This window comes from Azospirillum lipoferum 4B (assembly GCF_000283655.1).
Taxonomy (GTDB): Bacteria; Pseudomonadota; Alphaproteobacteria; order Azospirillales; family Azospirillaceae; genus Azospirillum; species Azospirillum lipoferum_C.
Genome location: NC_016586.1, coordinates 451,765 through 465,414 on the forward strand (window position 1 = coordinate 451,765; position 13,650 = coordinate 465,414).

Here is a 13,650-nt window from a genome sequence, read left to right on the forward strand (position 1 = left end):
CGACCCAGACCAAAGGAGCCGGACGATGAGCAAGACGATCATGTGGGCCGAAACCGACGCCAAGGGCTTCGAGTCCGAGTGCCTGTTCAACGAGGACAGCCGCCAGTACGAAGTGATGGTCTGCGCATCGGGCCGCCGGCTCTGCCGGTCGGACTCCTTCCCGGCGCAATCCGATCCCATGCAGGGCATGACCGACGAGGACCGCCGGCGCGCCGTGCAATGCGCCGAACGGCTGGTCACCGAGATCGAGCACGATCTGGGCGACCGCTGACGGATCGGCGTCGAGACGGTCAAGCGAAGCGGGCCGGCATCCCAGAGGTGCCGGCCCGTTCCTTTTCCAGCATTGTCCTCAGTGTGCCTGGGCCAGCGTCTTGCGCATCCTGGCCACCTCGTCGGCGCTGACCGGCGGGGCCGCGTTGCTCCAGCTGTTGCGGATGTAGGTGACGACCGCCGCCACCTGCGCATCGTCCAGCCGCCAGCCCAGCGGCGGCATCGCCGGGCCGGTCGGCCGGTCGTCGGTCGCCACCGCGCGGGAGCCGTCCAGCACCAGCCTGATCAGCGTCGCCGGATCGTCGGCCTGCACCACCCCGCTGTCGGCCAGCGTCGGGAACAGGAAGGTCTGGCCTTTGCCGTCGCCGCCATGGCAGGCCATGCAGGTGTCGGCATAGACCGCCTCCCCCGTCCTCATCCGCCCGTCATCCGCCGCCAGCCGCGCCGGGGCGCCGGCTTCCGGCGGCTTCTGGTCCAGCAGATAGGCGGCGATAGCCTTCAGGTCCGCGTCCGTCATCTTCGAGGTGGAGTTCTGGATCGCCTCCGCCATCGGGCCGGAGGCCAGCGTCTGGTGGTTGGCGCCGGTCTTCAGGTAGGCGACCAGCTGGTCCGTCGTCCAGTCGCCGATGCCCTGGCGCGGATCGGCGGTGATCGCCGGCGCGTACCAGCCCTGAAGGTTGGCGCCCTGCAGCGCCCGGTCCGTATCGTCGGCCCCCAGCATGGTCTTGGGCGTATGGCAGGTGCCGCAATGGCCGAGCGACTGCACCAGATAGGCGCCGCGATTCCATTCCGGCGACTTGTCCGGATCGGGCTTGAAGCGCTCCGGTTCGAAGTTCAGCAGGTTCCAGCCCGCCATCAGCAGCCGGATGTTGAAGGGAAAGGGCAGCTGGTTGGCCTCGACCGCGTTGCTCACCGGCTCCCGCGTGCGCAGATAGGTCCACAGCGCGCGGATGTCGTCATCGGTCATCCGCGTATAGGCCGGGTAGGGCATGGCGGGGTAAAGCCGCTTGCCGCCGCGCCCGATGCCTTCGCGCAGCGTGCGGCGCAGGTCCTCCTCCGTCCAGTTGCCGATGCCGGTCTCGCGATCCGGCGTGATGTTGGGGGCCACCAGCGTGCCGAAGGGCGTGTACAAGGGCGAACCGCCGGCATAGGGCTTGCCGCCGGGCAGGCTGTGGCAGGCGACGCAGTCGGCGGCGACGGCGACATAGCGGCCGCGCTCGATCAGAGCGAAATCCTGGTCGTCGGCTTGCGCCGACCGCAGGGTGGGCATCGCGGCCATCGCCAGGACGGTGGCGGCGATGGCGAGACGTTTCCTGCTCATGCCTGCACCCATCATGCCTGCACCAGGGGACCGGGGGATTTCAGGTAGCGGGTGCGGATCGCATCCGCCGCGCGATAGGCCAGCGCCCCCACCGTCCCGGTCGGGTTGAAGCCGGAATTCTGCGGGAAGACGTTCGCCCCCACCGTGAAGACATTGGGCACGTCCCAGCTCTGCAGGAAGGGGTTGACCGCGCTGGTCGACGGGTCGGCCCCCATCGCCGTGCCGCCGACCACATGGGTGGACTGGTAGGGCACCACCGACCAGGGCCCGGTGCGCGGATTCTCGACGATCTGCTGCGCCCCCATGGCGCGGACGATCTCCGCCACCTTGGCGGTGACATAGGCCGACATCTTCACGTCATTCTCGGGGAAGTCGAAGGTGATGCGCATCAGCGGCCGGCCGAGCCGGTCGGTGTAGGTCGGGTCGAGGTCCAGGAAGTTGCCGCGGCTGGCATAGCTGCTGGCCTCGCAGCCGACGCTGAGATTGCTGAGATAGCTGTCGCGCATCGCCTTCTTCCAGCCCGAACCCCAGGTCGGGCTGCCCGGCGGGGTCGGCCGCTTGGAGATCGGTTCCGCCCCGATGGGCGCGCAGCGCGTGCTGCCGCCGCCGAGGAAGCCCAGCGGCCCATGGTCGAAATTGTCGTTGTTGAACTCGTCGATCGCCATGCCGGTGGCGCCGCCGCCGATGAAGTTGTTGAAGTTGTACTTGGCGGGATCGAAGAAGCCGACGACCTGATTGGCCATCTGGTAGCAGAAATTCCGGCCCACCACGCCCTTGCCGCTCCGGTGGTCATAGGGCGTACCGATGCCGGACAGCAGCATCAGCCGCACATTGTCCAGCATGAAGGCGCAGAGGATGACCAGATCCGCCGGCTGCTCGAACTCGTCGCCCGACGTGTCGACATAGGTAACGCCGGTCGCCTTCCTGCCGGTGGAGTCCAGATTGACCTTCAGAACCTCGCACAGGGTGCGAAGTTCGAAGTTGGACTTGCGCATCAGCACCGGAAGCACAGTAGTCTGGGCGCTGGCCTTGGAATAGTTGGCGCAGCCGTAATTGGTGCAGAAGCCGCAGAAGGTGCATTGCCCCATCGTCACGCCAAGCGGGTTGGTGTAGGTGCGCGACAGCAGCGCCGACGGGATCGGGAAGGGCTTGTAGCCCATCTCCGCCGTCGTCTCCGCGAACAGGGTGGGGCCGAAGGTCTGCATCATCGGCGGATTGGGGAACTCGCGCCGGCGCGCGCCCTCGAACGGATTGCCGCCCTCCTGGAGCTGGCCATTAAGGTTCCCGGCCTTGCCCGACACGCCCGCCAGATATTCGAACCGGTCGTAATAGGGCTCCATATCCTCATAGGTCAGGCCCCAGTCCTGGATCGTCATGTCCTCCGGTATGCTCCGTTCGCCATAGCGCTCGGTATAATGGGACCGCAGCCGGAAATCATAGGGCGAGAAGCGCCATGTGATGCCGGCCCAATGTACGCCGGCCCCGCCGACGCCGTTGCCGGGATGGAAGGAGCCGTACTGCCGCATCGGCAGCGCAGTCTGGCCGGCGTTGTTGCGGGCGGTGACCGCGGTCTGCGCCGGCCGCAGCATCAGCTCCTGCCGGGAGTTGTAGCGCAGCTCGTCCGGGGCATAGCCGATGTTGAAGTCGGTGGCGGTGTCGCGCCAGGGGCCGCGCTCCAGCGCCACCACGTCCAGCCCTTCGTCGCACAGCTCGTTCGCGACGATCGACCCGGTCCAGCCGAGCCCGATGACCACCACATCCTTGCGGGGAAGTTTGCGCGCCATTTCTCAGCCCTTCCTGGCCCAGTCGCCGCGTCCGCCGATGGACACCGGCGGCAGCGTGTATTTCTGATTGTGCTTCAGCACATGGTCGCGGAAATCGTAGCGGGTGCCGGGAAAGCCGATCATCTTCCAGCTGACCATGTCGCGGTTGCCGCCATAGATCGGGTCGGCGAAGAACCCCTCCATGGTGTTCTGCAGGACGAGGCTGAAGAAGCTGCCGGAACCGACCGGCCCATCGAACTTGACTTCATCCTTCTCCATCGCCGTCAGAATCTGGTCCTTCTGTTCCGGCGACAGGTCGGTGAAGCTCTTGCCACCGATGGCTTGCCGGCAATGGGCGTCCAGCGCCTTCAGCCCCTGGCGATACTTCGTCGCCGGGGTCAGGTCGCTCTGGTCGCCCTGGGTCGGCAGGCCGGGCTGGAATGGCCCCTTCATATAGAGACGTTCGGAACTGCCGTAATGGCCGGACAACTGCCGGTCGATGAACACGGCGCAACCGGCATCCTTGCCGCTGACGCTGAGCTCGTCGGCGGGGATCAGCCGTTCGGCGATGGCCTCCACCATCTCGCCCTCGCGCGGGGTGAAGAAGGTCCAGGGACCGGGCAGGACCTGCCGGGGCGGCTCTATGGCCCCCGAATCCCAAGGCAACCCGGTACCGAACAGGATTTTCGCACTGGCACCGGACGCCGACAGCGCCACCAGCCCCATCGCGGTGGTCGCAAGGAAGCGGCGGCGGCTGGTGTGGAACGGGCTTGCCCCGTCGGGCCTGCCGGGGGGACTGCCTTGGTGTCCGCCGGAATTCTTGCCTGGGATCATGTCTGGATCATCCTGGGATTCGTCGCGACCGCTGCCCTGCCGTATTGCAGAACAAATCTGCGGTGGAACGAAAACTTCCAATGATCGAAAGACATACACCCGCCCTGACGGGCACGCGCCGCCATCATCGGGCGAAAACCCGGTTCAAACGGTCGATGCTGCGGACGCGTTCGCGACCCTCGCCGGTGGTATGCCGTCCCGGCGGTAACCCTTCGGCGGTTCTCGCCCTCTATGGAGCCGGGCGGCGGCGGATCACTCCTCCTCGTCTTCGGCCGTCTCGCCCTCCGGCGGTTCGTCCAGCACGATCTCGTCGTTGACGGCGTAGAGCATGCACTCCTCCTTGCCGCCGGCCTGTTCGCATTTCTCAACCGCCGCCGTGCCGGCATCCTCTTCGCTGTCGCGGTCCCACACCGACGCCCAGCGGCCGGTCAGCGTCACGGCCAGAGCCTTGTGTCCGGGGTTGCGCTGGTAGTTGACCATGCCGACCTTGCGCGTGCGCTCGCTGACGAAGGGGACGCGCGCCGGATCGAAGGGGCCGGCACCCAGGATTTCCACCGGCATCGGCACGAAGCGCTTGCCGTCCATCACCACGCCGTCATCGACGGCATAGAGGGTGCAGGGTTCCTCCGCCCGGTACTGGCAATATTGCAGGGCGCTGCGCCTGACGTCGTCCGCGGTCCGGCTGTTCGACTTGTTGGAGAAATAGGCGTAGTTCCCCTTGGTCGAAATCGCCAGAGCCTTGGGCGACGGCAGGCCGGGATACACGGCCAGTGCGGCGCGCGCCTTGGCATTGAGATAGGGGATCGCCTCGACATCGACCGGCCGGGCGGTCGGCGTCGGCGGAGTGGCTGGGGTGGGCGCAGGAACCGGCGGAGCGGCCAGGGCGGCAACCGACACCGGCGCCCGTTCCCCCGTGGCGGCAGCATTCGCCGTCCCGCCGAGTTCGGCGATCCGCGCCTCGGCAATCGCCGTGAAGGTGCCCTGCGGGAACTGCTTCAGATAGGCTTCGAACAGCCCGCGGTTGGAACTGCCCTTGATGCTGTCCCAGAACAGCGTCTCCTTGTCGGCTCCCGCCGCGGGGGGCGCCTCGGCCGGCGGCTGGGTTACCACCGTCGTCGGCCCCAGGAAATAGAAGCGCCCTTCGATGGGGGAGGCCGACACCCAGGGCTGCTGGACGCCGCCGGTGTTGCGCTTGACCGTGATGCCGACATCGTTGAAGACGTCGAACACCGTCTCCCCCGGCTTCAGCAGGGCTTTCGACAGCGCTTCGGTATAGGGGCTGTTCGACCCGGCGCCGTCGGCCGCCACCGCGCCCGGCTGCGTCGCATAGGCGATGATCGTGCCGGCCGGCGCCTGCATCTGCGCCAGCCCGGGCGACGCCGCGCGCAGGCCGCGGCCTCCGAAGGGATTGTTGCGGCAGGCGTCGAGGATGACGATGTTCATCCGGCTTTCGGCCAGAGCCATCTCGTCCAGCACCATGGCGATGTCGATCAGCTCATAGCGGACGTCCGACTCCTTCTCCAGATTGGCGGAGACCGGCAGCAGGTAATTGGTGCCGCGCGCCTGCATGCCGTGCCCGGCATAGAAGAACAGCCCGACATCCGCCCCGGCCAGCTTGGCGCCGAAACTGCGGATCGCACGCTCGGTCGCCGCCCGGTCCAGATCGATCTGCGGCGCCCCGCCGACCAGCTCGAACCCGGCCGCACGCAGGGAGTCGGCCATCGCCCTGGCGTCATTCACCGGATTGGGCAGCGACGGCGCATGCCGATAGGCGCTGTTGCCCAGGATCAGAGCCACGCGCCGCTCATTTCCCGCCGCCCAGCATGGCCCGGACGCAAAAGCCAACAGTGCCAAGGCAAGGGCAAGGGTGCGTCCCAGGGTCCTCAAAGCGGTTTTCCTTCGGATCGGAATCGTTGCGGCCACTCTGCCCAGGCAACGCCTGCGCTTGCAAGGCCTGCGCTTGCGGGACCGGCTTCGGAGCGGCACTGCTGCAGGGTTGCGAACGGCCGTTCACATTCATTGCGCAATCCGTTCATGGTTCTGAGCAAGGATATTCAATGGAGTTGTACAGACTGCCCATTCCCAAGGGTTGGCAGGTGCCGGCCAAGAAAATAGAAATGGGAGAGGAACACCGTGTTGAAGACCACCGCCCGCACCCTGATGGCCGCCGGGATGGCCGCCGCCATGACACTGTCCGGAACCATGGCCTTTGCCGCCGACGGGCTGCCCAACGTGACCATCCTGGCGACCGGCGGAACCATCGCCGGCACCGGTGCCACCAGCACCACCACCGTCGGCTACACCGCCGCCAAGGTCGGCGTCGAGAAGCTGATCGAAGCGGTGCCGGAACTGAAGAAGGTCGCCAACGTCAAGGGCGAACAGGTCTTCCAGATCGCCAGCGAGAACATGACCAACGACCATTGGCTGAAGCTGGCCAAGCGGGTGAACGAACTGTTGGCACAGAAGGACGTCGACGGCATCGTCATCACCCATGGCACCGATACCATCGAGGAAACAGCCTATTTCCTGAACCTGACGGTCAAGAGCACCAAGCCGGTGGTGATTGTCGGCGCCATGCGTCCCTCGACGGCCATCAGCGCCGACGGCCCCGTCAACCTCTACAATGCGGTGACGCTGGCCGGCTCCAAGGACGCCGTCGGCAAGGGCGTTCTGGTCGCCTTGAACGACCAGATCAATGCCGGCCGCGACGTCAGCAAGACCAACACCTCTACCGCCGATACCTTCCGCACGCCGGAACTCGGCTTCCTCGGCTACATGCAGGACAACCGGCCCCACTTCTACCGTCAGGTCGTGCGCAAGCACACAGCCGAGGCCGAATTCGACATCTCGGGCCTCGACAGCCTGCCGCAGGTCGACATCGTGTATGGCTATGCCAACAACAACCGCACGGCGCTCGACGCTCTGGTGAAGGCGGGTGCCAAGGGCATCGTCCATGCCGGCGTCGGCAATGGCAGCCTGTCCAACGCGATGAAGCCCGGCCTGATCGAAGCCCGTAAGCAGGGGGTGGCGATCGTCCGCTCCTCGCGTGTCGGCAACGGCATCGTCGCCCGTAACGGCGAAGCCAACGACGACGAGCTGGATTTCGTCGCCAGCGACAGCCTCAATCCGCAGAAGGCGCGCATCCTGCTGATGCTGGCCCTCACCAAGACGACCGACGCCAAGGCCATCCAGAAGATGTTCTACACCTACTGATCCTTGCCGGTCATCATGGGGGCGGCGGCAGTCCAGGTGACCTCCGTCTCTCCATCAGGCATTCTCAGGTACATTGAGGGGAGCCCGTCAACCCCGACAGGAAGGGCTGGCGGGCTTGCGCCATCACCGGAGATGCCGATGCCCATCCTGCACCGTCGCACCCTTATGGCTCTCACGGCCGCCGCATTGCTTGCGTTTCCGGCCGCGGCGATGGAGACCGCCGGTCTCGTCGTGCTGATGCGCCACGCGCAGGCTCCCGGCACCGGCGACCCTCCGGGCTTCACGCTGGACGACTGCGCGACCCAGCGCACTCTCAGCGACGACGGCCGCGCCCAGGCCAAGCGGATCGGCGAGCGGCTGCACGAGTTCGGCATCGCCGAGGCCCGCGTGCTGTCCAGCCAATGGTGCCGCTGCCTGGAGACCGCGCGGCTGCTGGATCTCGGTCCGGTAAAGGAGATGCCCGCCCTCAACTCCTTCATCGGCCGGCCGGAGGAGGAAAAGGACAAGGTGACCGAACTGCGCCAGTTCCTGGCCGACCTGCCGCGCGACGGCAAGCCGGTCGTGCTGGTGACGCATCAGGTCACCGTCACCGCGCTGACCGGCATCTTCCCGGCATCGGGCGAAGCGGTCCTGCTGCGGGCGAACGGCACCCCCGACCCCGACCGCCTCGACCGTCTGCCGACCCGCTGAGTTTTCCGCCTAGCGCCGAAGCGCCACGGCCACCGCGCGGCTGATCGCCGCCGGAATGACGGAGCCATGGTTCTCTCCGGGAAAGGACACGAAGCTCACCGCCGGCCCGTGACGCCCCAACGCCGCCAGCCGCTCCGCCAACTCGCGCGCATTCTCCTCCATCCGCGCCTTGCGTCGCCGTTCCTCGCGTGCCGGGTCGGGCGGCTCGCCGGGGGGGGCCTGCAACTCGCTCTCGCCCACCGTCACCAGCAGGCTGCGTGTGGCGGCGGCCGGCGGAGGAGCCTCGGTGAAGCGGCGCTCTTCCGCAAGGACGGCACGGTCCTGCCACCAGATCGACGGGCTGGCGGCGACATAGCGCTGGAACGCCACGCAGCGCGTGAACAGCGCATGCAGAACGAACAGCCCGCCATAGGAATGGCCGAACAGGGTCTGGCGGCTGCGGTCGACCCGGAAGCGCCGCTCCACCTCCGGCTTCACCTCCGTTTCGATGAAGTCGAGGAAGGCGTCGGCCCCGCCGGTCCCGGACGGCGCCCCGGCAGCGGGAGGCGTATAGTCCCGTGCCCGCCGGGGCTGGTCGAACGCCGTTTCAATCGGATAGCCGATGGCGATCACCAAGGCCGGCGGAATGCCCACCGCGGCGCCATGCCCGCCGATCACCCGCATCGCCTCGGTCGCCGTGCCGAAGATGCTGTTGCCGTCCAGCAGATACAGCACCGGCCATCCCTCCGGCGGCGGCGGCGTTTCCGGCCAGGCGGCGAAGATACGATGGGGCCGGTCCGGATCACCGCCGGCTGTCATGTCCCATTGCACCGTACGGGGCAGCGTCACCGCCACCGGCTCGCCGGCGACAGCGGGACCGCACGGCATCAGGTCTGCCGCCCCGGCCACCGTCGCGATCGACGCACCCAGAAGGCCACGCCGCGTCATTGTCGGATCGCTCATCATTTGAAGGGCACTCCCACCGGAACCGGGCATCGATCGTGACGACATGACCTGGATCCGAAACTCAGAGACAACCGACCCGTTCGAATCGCTTCGGTGTCCGATCAGCGGAAATACAGCGCCACGCGCTTGCCGTCGATCTCGTGGATGTCGGCCTCCACGCCATAGACGTCGCGGATGACGCAGGGCGTGATGATGTCCTCCGGCGAACCCTGGTGCGCGATGCGGCCGTTGCGCATCGCCACGATCCGATCCGAATAGCAGGAGGCGAAGTTGATGTCGTGCAGCACCAGGATGATGGTCTTGCGGAACTCGTCGGCGGTGCGGCGGAACAGCTTCATCATCGCCACCGCATGCTTGACGTCCAGGTTGTTCAGCGGTTCGTCCAGCAGGACATATTCGGTGTCCTGGCACAGCACCATGGCGATGAAGGCGCGCTGGCGCTGGCCGCCCGACAGTTCGTCGAGGAAGCGGTGGGCGACCGCCTCCAGCTCCAGATAGCGGATGACCCGCTCGATATGGCCCCGGTCCTCCACCGTCAGCCGCCCCTTGCTGTGGGGATAGCGGCCGAAGGCGATCAGGTCGCGCACGGTCAGCCGCGCCGTCATCTGGTTGTCCTGCCGCAGGATCGACAGGTGGCGGGCGAGCACGTCGCCGGGCGTCGTCGTGACGTCCATGCCCTCCACCGTCACCGTGCCGGCCGGCACCGGCAGCAGGCGGCTGATCATCGACAGCAGGGTCGATTTCCCCGCCCCGTTCGCCCCGATCAGCGAGATGACGCCGCCGGCCGGCAGCGTGATCGACACGTCGTCGACCACCAGGGTTTCGCCATAGGACTTGCAGGCATTCCGGACCTCGATCATCGGGCCGCTCTCCGCACAAGGATGATCAGGAAGACGATACCGCCCAGGAACTCGATGACGATGCTGAGCGCTCCGTTGAAGCCCAGCAGCCGTTCCAGGACGAGTTGGCCGCCCATCAGCACCAGAATGGCGACCAGCGCCGCCACCGGCAGGATCAGACGGTGCCGGTGCGTATCCACCAGCAGATAGGCGAGGTTGGCGACCAGCAGGCCGAAGAAGGTGACCGGACCGACCAGCGCGGTGGAGACGGCGACCAGCACCGACACCATCACCAGCACCCGCATCACCTCGCGCCGGTGATCGACGCCCAGGTTGATGGCGGCGTCGCGCCCCAGCGCCAGCACGTCCAGCACGCCGGCCTTGCGCCACACCGCCACCGACACCGCCAGCACCACCAGGGCCGAAACCGCCAGAAGCTGGCCGTCCACCCGGTTGAAGCTGGCGAACATGCGGTCCTGCACCACCAGGAACTCGTTGGGGTCGATCACCCGGTAGAGGAAGCTGGTGAGGCTGCGGAACAGCACGCCGAAGACGATGCCGACCAGCATCAGCAGGTGCAGCCCGCGCAGGCTTCCCGAGAACAGCCAGCGATAGAGCAGCCAGGAAAAGGCCACCATCGCCGCGACCTCGATCCCGAAGCGCAGGCGCGGATCGAAGGCCGCCACCGCGGCGGATCCCAGCTGGAACACCAGCACCGTCTGGATCAACCGGTAGAGCGCGTCGAACCCCATGATCGACGGGGTCAGGATCCGGTTGTTGGTGATGGTCTGGAACAGCACGGTGGACATGGCGATGGCCCAGCCGACCAGCACCATCGCCGCGACCTTGGTGCCGCGGAAGGTCAGGATGAAGCTCCAGCTTCCCTTGGCGCCGACGGTCATGAACAGGACGATGGACGCGGCGGCCAGCCCGCCCAGCCCGGCGATCAGAACGGCCGGAGGCAACGAACGGCGGTCAGGCGGCATGGCGGTTCTTCCGCAGCAGCAGGTAAAGGAAGATCGCGCTGCCGACGATGCCCATGGTCGTGCCGATGGGAATCTCGTAGGGGCGGATCACCAGCCGGCCGGCGATGTCGCAGGCCAGCACCAGCCCGGCGCCGAACAGCGCCACCCAGGGCAGCGAGAGGCGCATGTTGTCGCCCCGCATCAGGCTGATCAGATTGGGCACGATCAGGCCCAGGAACGGGATCATGCCGCAGGTGGCGATCACCGCCGCCGTCACCAGCGAGACGATGACCAGCCCCAGCGACACCACGCGCCGGTGGTTGAGGCCCAGGTTGGTGGTGAAATCCTCCCCCAGCCCGGCGACGGTGAAGCGGTCCGCCGCGGCATAGGCGACGGCGGTCAGCACGGCGCCGATCCACAGCAGTTCGTACCGCCCGCGCAGCACGCCGGAGAAGTCGCCGGTCTCCCACGCCCGCACCGACTGCAGCATGTCGAAGCGGTAGGCGACGAATTCCGTCGAAGCGGTGATGACCGCCCCCAGCATGATGCCGACCAGCGGCACGATCAGCGGCGAGCGCAGCGGCATCCGCCGCAGGATGGCCAGGAACAGCGCGGTTCCGGCCAGCGCGCAGACGCCCGCCACCAGCATCCGGCCCAGCATCGGCGTTTCCGGCGCGAGCAGCGTCACCATCAGCATGCCGAACACCGCCGATTCCGCGGTCCCGGCGGTGGACGGCTCGACGAACTTGTTGCGGGCGAGCATCTGCAGGATCAGGCCCGACACCGCCATGCCGGCCCCGGCCAGCACCAGGGCAAGCGTGCGCGGAATGCGGCTGACCAGCAGCACCTGCGTCGCCTCGTCCGAGGCACCGCTCAGGAGCGTGCCGATCGTCACGTCGCTGACGCCGACGAACAGGCTGGCCGCCGCCAGCGCGATGACGCCGGCTGCAGCCAGGACAAGCCCCCTCATGCCGGCGATCCACCGCCGGCGGCGATAGCGAAGGCGGGCATCGTCACGCCTTTCCCGTCAGGGCCGCCTTGATGTCGTCGGCATCCTGCTGCATGGCTTGCAGCCCGCCGCCGATCAGATACCAGTTCGCCGCATTCAGATAGACCACCTGCCCCTTCTGCCATGCGGTGGTCCGGCGCACGATGTCGTTGTCCAGCAGTTGCTTGGCCGACTGGCCCTCCCGGCCGATGGCGGAATCGCGGTCGAGCACGAACAGCCAGTCCGGGTTGGTCTGCAGGATGAACTCGAAATTGACCGCCTGCCCGTGGTTGGAGGTGTCGAGCTTCTCCGCCGCCGGCACCACGCCATATTCGGTGTGCAGCACGCCGAAGCGCGAGCCCGGACCATAGGCGCTGATCTTGCCGCCGGTGGTCAGGATCAGCAGACCCTTGCCCGCCCCGGCCGCAATCGACTTCACCTCGGCGACCGTCGCGCGCAGCTTGTCGGCACGGGCCTTCACCTCGGCGCTCTTGCCGAAGATGCGGCCCAGAATGCCGGCATTCTCCAGCGCGCTGTCGAAGAAGCGCTCCGGTTTCACCGTCAGGTCGATGGTGGGGGCGATGGCCGACAGCTCGGCATATTTCGGGGCGGACCGGCCGCCGACGATGATCAGGTCGGGCTGGGCGGCGTTCACCGCCTCGTAGTCCGGCTCGAACAGCGTGCCGATCCGGGCATAGCCGGGACCGTCATACTTGGCGAGATACGCCGGCTTCGCCTGGGTCGGCACACCCGCCACCGGAACGCCCAACGCATCCAACGTGTCGAGCGACGCCATGTCGAAGCACAGGACCTTGCCGACCGCCTTGGGCAGCTTCGTCTCGCCCTGGGAATGGCGGATGGTGCCGGGGGCTGCGCTCTGGCCGAAGGCCGCGCGCGGCAAGAGGACGGGCGCCAAGCCGGAAACCCCAATCGCCAGACCTGCCGTCAACAGATCCCTGCGGCGCGTCACGATTGTCATCACAACTCCCAAATTTATCCGGAATACGCCGAACCTGCGGGCGCCGATGGGCGCCGGACAGGTCCGGGCGGGCAGATCGGGCCGGTGCGCGCCCCGGGCACGGTCCGCGGGCGCATGCTAACGACTCTAATTCTCACTTGCAAAAACTTCCGCTTGGGACGATGCGACGCAGCACGGATGGCGGCCATGCCCGCGCTTGGCTCCATCCGCCCGGCCTTGCGGCGACGGGCGGGCTTCCGGGAATCTCCGCATCCATTGCAGGCTCCCTGCCTGGGGTGCTGTGGGCGCCTTTGCGGCCATGGTGAAAAATATGAAGGAAATCAACAGAATGACTGACGGACTGTTGCCGTCCTGGATGCTGTGGGCCCTGTTGTCGGCCTGTTTCGCGGCGCTGACCGCCATCTTCGCCAAGGTCGGGGTGGAGGGCGTCGGCTCCGACATGGCCACGCTGATCCGGACGGCCGTCATCTTCCTGCTGCTGATCGGCATCGTCGTCTCGTCGGGCCAGTCGCTGGCGCCGTCCGCCCTATCGGGAAAGACCTGGCTGTTCCTGGTCCTGTCGGGCCTTGCCACCGGTGCGTCCTGGCTGTGCTATTTCCGCGCGCTGAAGCTCGGCCCCGCCTCCCAGGTCGCCCCCGTCGACAAGCTCAGCGTCGTGCTGGTCGCCCTGTTCGGCGTGCTGTTCCTCGGCGAGAAGCTGTCGGCGCCGAACTGGCTAGGCGTCGTCCTGATCGCCGCCGGCGTGATCCTGCTGGCCTTCAAGTAGGCACCGCAACGGCTTGCCCAACAACGCGAGTGCGTATCATTATCGCCATCCTTCAAGGGATCGGAGAAAGCACCATA

General features: G+C 67.1%; 13 protein-coding genes. 4 read left to right on the plus strand and 9 right to left on the minus strand.

The features are described 5' to 3' along the window. The first annotated feature begins 25 nt into the window (after positions 1–25). Positions 26–271 carry a hypothetical protein gene (locus tag AZOLI_RS20285; RefSeq protein WP_014189010.1) on the plus strand — a complete coding sequence of 82 codons (246 nt, stop codon included), beginning with the start codon at positions 26–28 and terminating at the stop codon, positions 269–271. A gap of 78 nt (positions 272–349) precedes the next feature. Here the strand turns inward: AZOLI_RS20285 and AZOLI_RS20290 are convergent, their stop codons facing one another. The 4 genes from AZOLI_RS20290 to AZOLI_RS20305 form a co-directional block, all read right to left on the minus strand. Beyond that, the gene (locus AZOLI_RS20290) at positions 350–1,591 is read right to left on the minus strand and encodes a cytochrome c (RefSeq protein ID WP_044552244.1); all 1,242 of its coding nucleotides are present in this window, start codon (positions 1,589–1,591) and stop codon (positions 350–352) included. Between the two features lie 11 nt (positions 1,592–1,602). After that, a complete protein-coding gene (locus AZOLI_RS20295) occupies positions 1,603–3,375 on the minus strand; it encodes a GMC family oxidoreductase (RefSeq protein ID WP_014189012.1) in 1,773 nt (590 codons plus the stop codon). Positions 3,376–3,378: 3 nt separating this feature from the next. Continuing rightward, entirely contained in the window at positions 3,379–4,188 is an 810-nt protein-coding gene (locus AZOLI_RS20300; RefSeq protein WP_014189013.1) for a gluconate 2-dehydrogenase subunit 3 family protein, read from the minus strand. A gap of 252 nt (positions 4,189–4,440) precedes the next feature. Then, positions 4,441–5,985 carry a caspase family protein gene (locus AZOLI_RS20305; protein ID WP_244442596.1) on the minus strand — a complete coding sequence of 515 codons (1,545 nt, stop codon included), beginning with the start codon at positions 5,983–5,985 and terminating at the stop codon, positions 4,441–4,443. 363 nt (positions 5,986–6,348) lie between these two features. Between AZOLI_RS20305 and AZOLI_RS20310 the strand changes: the two genes are divergently transcribed. Continuing rightward, a complete protein-coding gene (locus AZOLI_RS20310) occupies positions 6,349–7,401 on the plus strand; it encodes a type II asparaginase (protein WP_429725909.1) in 1,053 nt (350 codons plus the stop codon). A 138-nt stretch (positions 7,402–7,539) separates the two neighbouring features. Then, positions 7,540–8,091: a histidine phosphatase family protein gene (locus AZOLI_RS20315; protein ID WP_014189016.1), complete on the plus strand. Its 552-nt coding sequence runs from the start codon at positions 7,540–7,542 to the stop codon at positions 8,089–8,091. A 9-nt stretch (positions 8,092–8,100) separates the two neighbouring features. On the opposite strand, the gene AZOLI_RS20320 is transcribed toward AZOLI_RS20315, so the two are convergent. The 5 genes from AZOLI_RS20320 to AZOLI_RS20340 form a co-directional block, all read right to left on the minus strand. Continuing rightward, entirely contained in the window at positions 8,101–9,036 is a 936-nt protein-coding gene (locus tag AZOLI_RS20320) for an alpha/beta hydrolase (RefSeq protein ID WP_244442597.1), read from the minus strand. A gap of 101 nt (positions 9,037–9,137) precedes the next feature. Further along, complete coding sequence (locus AZOLI_RS20325; protein WP_014189018.1) at positions 9,138–9,896, minus strand: iron ABC transporter ATP-binding protein; 759 nt, start codon at positions 9,894–9,896, stop codon at positions 9,138–9,140. Beyond that, complete coding sequence (locus AZOLI_RS20330; RefSeq protein WP_014189019.1) at positions 9,893–10,861, minus strand: iron chelate uptake ABC transporter family permease subunit; 969 nt, start codon at positions 10,859–10,861, stop codon at positions 9,893–9,895. The genes AZOLI_RS20325 and AZOLI_RS20330 overlap by 4 nt, the downstream gene beginning before the upstream one ends. Next, on the minus strand, positions 10,851–11,810 hold the full coding sequence (locus tag AZOLI_RS20335; protein WP_014189020.1) for an ABC transporter permease: 960 nt from the start codon (positions 11,808–11,810) through the stop codon (positions 10,851–10,853). The genes AZOLI_RS20330 and AZOLI_RS20335 overlap by 11 nt, the downstream gene beginning before the upstream one ends. Positions 11,811–11,853: 43 nt before the next feature. Then, positions 11,854–12,807: a siderophore ABC transporter substrate-binding protein gene (locus AZOLI_RS20340; protein WP_014189021.1), complete on the minus strand. Its 954-nt coding sequence runs from the start codon at positions 12,805–12,807 to the stop codon at positions 11,854–11,856. 328 nt (positions 12,808–13,135) lie between these two features. On the opposite strand from AZOLI_RS20340, the gene AZOLI_RS20345 reads away from it, so the two are divergent. Continuing rightward, a complete protein-coding gene (locus AZOLI_RS20345) occupies positions 13,136–13,573 on the plus strand; it encodes an EamA family transporter (protein WP_014189022.1) in 438 nt (145 codons plus the stop codon). The last annotated feature ends 77 nt before the right edge of the window (positions 13,574–13,650 follow it).